The organism is Streptomyces cupreus (assembly GCF_014257025.1).
Classification (GTDB): domain Bacteria; phylum Actinomycetota; class Actinomycetes; order Streptomycetales; family Streptomycetaceae; genus Streptomyces; species Streptomyces cupreus.
This window is the reverse complement of sequence record NZ_JACMSF010000137.1, coordinates 1-4,203: the sequence shown is the minus strand read 5'-3', so window position 1 is coordinate 4,203 and position 4,203 is coordinate 1. Positions and strand designations below refer to the sequence as shown.

The following is a 4,203-nucleotide window of genomic DNA, read 5'->3' as shown; positions in this document are numbered from 1 at the left end:
AACCTCCTGCACAAGTACATCAACCAGGGCCGCGCGGACGCCGACCGCAGCCACATCTCCCCGCGCAGACTCGCCCGCATGCTCCTCACCATGCCCGACAGCCTCAAGGCCGAACATCAGCACCTACTGGACCGGCTCATCGCGGCCCGCCCTGAGATGACCCAACTCGCCGTCTTTATCAGGGACTTCGCCCAGCTCCTGCAGCCTCACCCAGACAATGCCGACGCGCTCGAGCTCTGGATCACCCAGGTCCGCGCTGCCGATCTGCCGTACCTGCATGCCTTCACTCGAGGGCTGGAGCGAGACCTCGACGCCGTAATCGCCGCGTTCACACTCCGCTACAGCAACGGCCCCACCGAGGGCGTCAACACCAAGACCAAGCGGATCGCCCGCCAGATGCACGGACGAGCAGGCTTCACCCTCCTCCGCCACCGCATCCTCCTCGGATAGCGACACCCTCCGTCACCACCGAATGTGAGACAGGGCCCGTCTTACAGTCCCGTACCCGGCGAGTCTTATGGCTGCCCGCAGACACGGACTGGAGTGGGTCGGGGCGATGGGGGAGGGTCCCGTTCCCCTTTCCCGCCGCGAGCCGTCCCTGCCACGCCACTACGTCTGAGCGTCCGTCAGTCCTTCCGTGGCGGCGTCGAGTGCTTCGCCCGACGCAGGTGGTCGCGTAGCCGGGTGCGCAGTTGGGGGAGTGGAGCACGCGCGCCGAGGGTGTTGAGGAACTCGGGGACGGGCCACGTGATCAGGGCGCCCTGACGGGAGAGGTAGAGACCGACGCGGTCGATGCTGTAGGTGTCGTCGTAGTCGAGCAGCAGGTATCCGGCGAGTTGCTGGACCGCGGAGCGGTGGAGGGAGTGGGGGCGGGTGGTGGCTTTGCAGTCGATGAGCAGTCCGCCGACGATGAAGTCCGCGTCCGCGCCGCCCAGGTCGGCACTGCCGGCGAACACCGGGCCGCACACCCGCTGATGATCCGGCAGCTGCAGTAACGGTGCGAAGGGTTTCTCGGCGAGTCCCATCTGCTCGGCGATGTCTTCCACCACGTATACGGGCACCGCCGCGGTCAGATGGGCGAGCGTGGTGTGCGCATCGGCGTGTGCGAGCAGGTTCCGGCGCCGGGAGAACACGCCGTTGCGGTAGACGGCCTCAAAGTACCCCGCTACGTGACACAGCCGCGTCAGCTCCTCCTCTCCCAGCCGCGGCGCACCCTCTAGGTGGGTCTGGAGCCGGGCGAGCAGACGGGTGCCGGCCGTATGCAGGGCTCGCCGCACCTCTGGCGTGGGAGCACCCTGTATCGGGACGGTACTGCCAAGAAGGCGCACGCCGGTCGTGACCGCGCCGCCCAGGCCGCACCCGAGACGGAGCCTCAGACGGTAGTCGATGGTGTGGCCGAGGGCCGCATAGTCGGGGCGCCGTTCGTCCATCGGCTGCACGGCTGGCGCAAGCCCACGCGACTGGTGCAGGTAGGAGGCGACCAGCCGGTCCGTGCGCGGCAGATGGCGGGCCAGGAACTGCGCCATGGGCGAGCGGGGGTACTCCAGCTGCCCCGTCAAAGGCAGCGCGGCCAGCGGCACGCCGTCCGGTGTACTCGTCACCGTCGCGCGCGAGGTGTGTCGGATCTGGGCTTCGGCCCACTGGATCCCCGTCGTGTCCAGCACCTCGCGAGCCCGCGTCACCGCCACGTAGATCAGCCGTGCCTCCGCGGGATGCACCCCGCGTGCCCTGGGCTCGTCCGCCGCCGGGGTGAACCCGTCCCCGATCCGCACGCGCTTCCATTCGCGCCCCTTGGCCTTGTGAACCGTCGACACCACGACCCGCGCCCGGTCCTCGTCGACCATCCGCTGCACGGCCGCGATGATCTGATGCGGCCCGTAGGTGTCGACCAGCTCCACGATCGCCTTCAACTCCGCTGCCGCGGAGTCCTGTTCGGCGTACTCCTGTACCTCGCCCCAGGAGGAGAACAAGAACAGCTCGTGGTGCGAGGTCCGCCGGCCCGCCTGCAGATCGATCGCCGCCTCAGCGATCTTCAACAGCGGCTTCCCGCCCCCGGCCAGCGCAACCGGCACGCCTTCCTCAAGGAAACGCAGCACCTCGGCGAGTGCATCTGCGTTGCCGCGGCACAGCACCGCATCGGGGACCTCGGCCCGCCCCAGCCCCGAGAGGCCGCTGGCATGACCGGTCAGCTGCATCGTCGACGAGGCAGCCCGCAGCCACCGATTCGCCACCTCCGCGATCGCCGGCCCGAACCTGAACGACTGCGTCAACTCCATCCGCTGGCCCGGAAATCCGCTCATGATGTCCTTGGCATGCCGCCACTCGTAGATCTGCTGCGCCGGATCCCCGACACACACCCGCTGCGCGTCCTGCGTCAGAAAGATCTCCTCCAGGACCGGATTGGTGTCCTGCGCCTCATCCAGCAGCACGAAGTCCGCCCGCAGCCTTGGCCGCGTCATCGCCCACATCTTCAAGTAGTGGTCGTGCTGAAACGGCAGCTGCCCCGTGGGAGAGCAGATGTCCTCCCACGCCCGCCGCGCCCGCTTCAGCAGCACCTCCGCCAGGTACTGCGCACCGTGGTCATCCAGCCCGTTCACCGGCCCCAGATGCCGGGCCGCGACCTGCTCATCTGTGCTGTAGCAGAACCGCCGGACCATCTCCATCACAAGCCGCGCCTGCGTCGTCGCCCTCAGCCGCCTCTTGCCCACCGCCAGATCACGGTCAATGCCCAGCAACTGCGCCGTACGCTTCAGGGGCATGTGGCGGGAGGCGTCAAGGCGGTCCTGGAACCGGTGACCCACCGCCCGGTGGGCCAGCGAATGCGAGGTACGGCAGTCCACGTTGCGCCCGAACCGGGCCCTGGCCTCGTCCGCGATCGGCTTGTTGAAGGCCACGTACAGGCCCCGACGACGTGATGCCGAGCCCATCATCACCAGCGTCGACGTCTTCCCCGTACCGGCGCCGGCCACCAGCGCCAAGTCCTCGCCCGCGGCGAATGCCGCCCTGGCGGCCTCCTGCTCAGCCGTCGCCCGCAAGGCCACGCCCCACATCCTTTCCGCCCGTACGATGGGTCATCCCGGAGCCCGGCCCCGGTTTCGGCCGCGCACGATCAGCATGGCGGCGCCCACTGACAACCTGTCACTTTCACCAACACGTCCATGCGAATCCTCGAAAAGAGTGGCCGACCGATCACGGCCACCTGTCCCCTTCCGGCCACTCAGTAGAGCGCTGCGTTCCTCCACCATGCGAGGGAGGTCCAACCCGCCACGGATAGTTCCCGCTGGGGCGAGCTGGTCGGTCAGGACTTCGGGGCCGGCCGCCACAAGAAGGTCTTGGACCGCTACGAGGAAACCCTCCCCGACACCCACCTTCTCCGGGTGCAGCCACCGTTCCTGCAGCTCCCTGACTGAGAAACTGGGGAGCGAGTAGGCGACGTGGTCGGGTGCCCGCTCCCCGTAGCCGCGATGGCGGTCGTGATCGTCGGGTGGCGGCTGGGATGTTCCACAGATCGCGAGGATTGACCGCGTCAGCGTCGTCTGGTCCCTGCGTGGCCGGGGCTGGCCGCCCGCTCCCCGCGCTCGCGGGGATGTTCCCTCGAAGCGTGGGCTTGTCATGGTCGGGGGGCGAGGTGTGGTTCGAGCAGTTCGAGGGCTTCGTGCCAGCAGAAGCGGTCGGCGCCGCCGCCGGTTTTGGGCGGGTGGGGTTCGTAGGAACCGATCAGTACGCCCATGTCGTGCAGGTGGCTCAGGCTGCGGTGGTAGGCGGGGTGGGCGGCCTGGGCTGTGTTGAGGTAGGGCAGGACGGCGGTGGGAATGCCCATGCCGTAGGCCTCGCACAGGATGCCCAGGGCGAGGGTGTCGCTGATGCCGGCGGCCCTCTTGTTGATGGTGTTGAAGGTGGCCGGGGCGACGGCGATGGCGTCGGCGGGCGGCAGCGGGCGAACCTCACCGGGTGTGCGCCAGGCGGAGCGGATGGGGTAGGCGGTCTGGGCTTCGATTGCTTCGGTGTTGAGGAAGCCCAGCCCTTGCGGGGTGGCGATGACGCCGGCGTCCCAGTGGCGTTCGTGCGCGGCGGTGATGAGTTGCCGACGTCGCCGGCGATGCCGCAGGCGCAGACGACGACGTACAGGAAGGGCTTGTTCGGGGTGTTCGGTTCACTCACGCAGGGGCCCCAGTCGGCGGCTGAAGCGGTGCAGTTCGGGCT

Annotated in this window: 2 protein-coding genes and 1 pseudogene; 1 reads left to right on the top strand and 2 read right to left on the bottom strand. The window is 68.6% G+C overall.

Annotation, left to right across the window (positions count from 1 at the left end; genetic code table 11):
• A partial coding sequence (locus H4N64_RS43830; protein ID WP_186288212.1) for a transposase occupies nt 1-450 on the top strand: 450 nt, incomplete at its 5' end.
• Nucleotides 451-626: 176 nt separating this feature from the next.
• On the opposite strand, the gene H4N64_RS43825 is transcribed toward H4N64_RS43830, so the two are convergent.
• Both H4N64_RS43825 and H4N64_RS43820 read right to left on the bottom strand, forming a co-directional pair.
• On the bottom strand, nt 627-3,041 hold the full coding sequence (locus tag H4N64_RS43825; protein WP_336246982.1) for a UvrD-helicase domain-containing protein: 2,415 nt from the start codon (nt 3,039-3,041) through the stop codon (nt 627-629).
• Nucleotides 3,042-3,610: 569 nt separating this feature from the next.
• A pseudogene (locus H4N64_RS43820) lies at nt 3,611-4,161 on the bottom strand (flavoprotein).
• Nucleotides 4,162-4,203 lie beyond the last annotated feature (42 nt).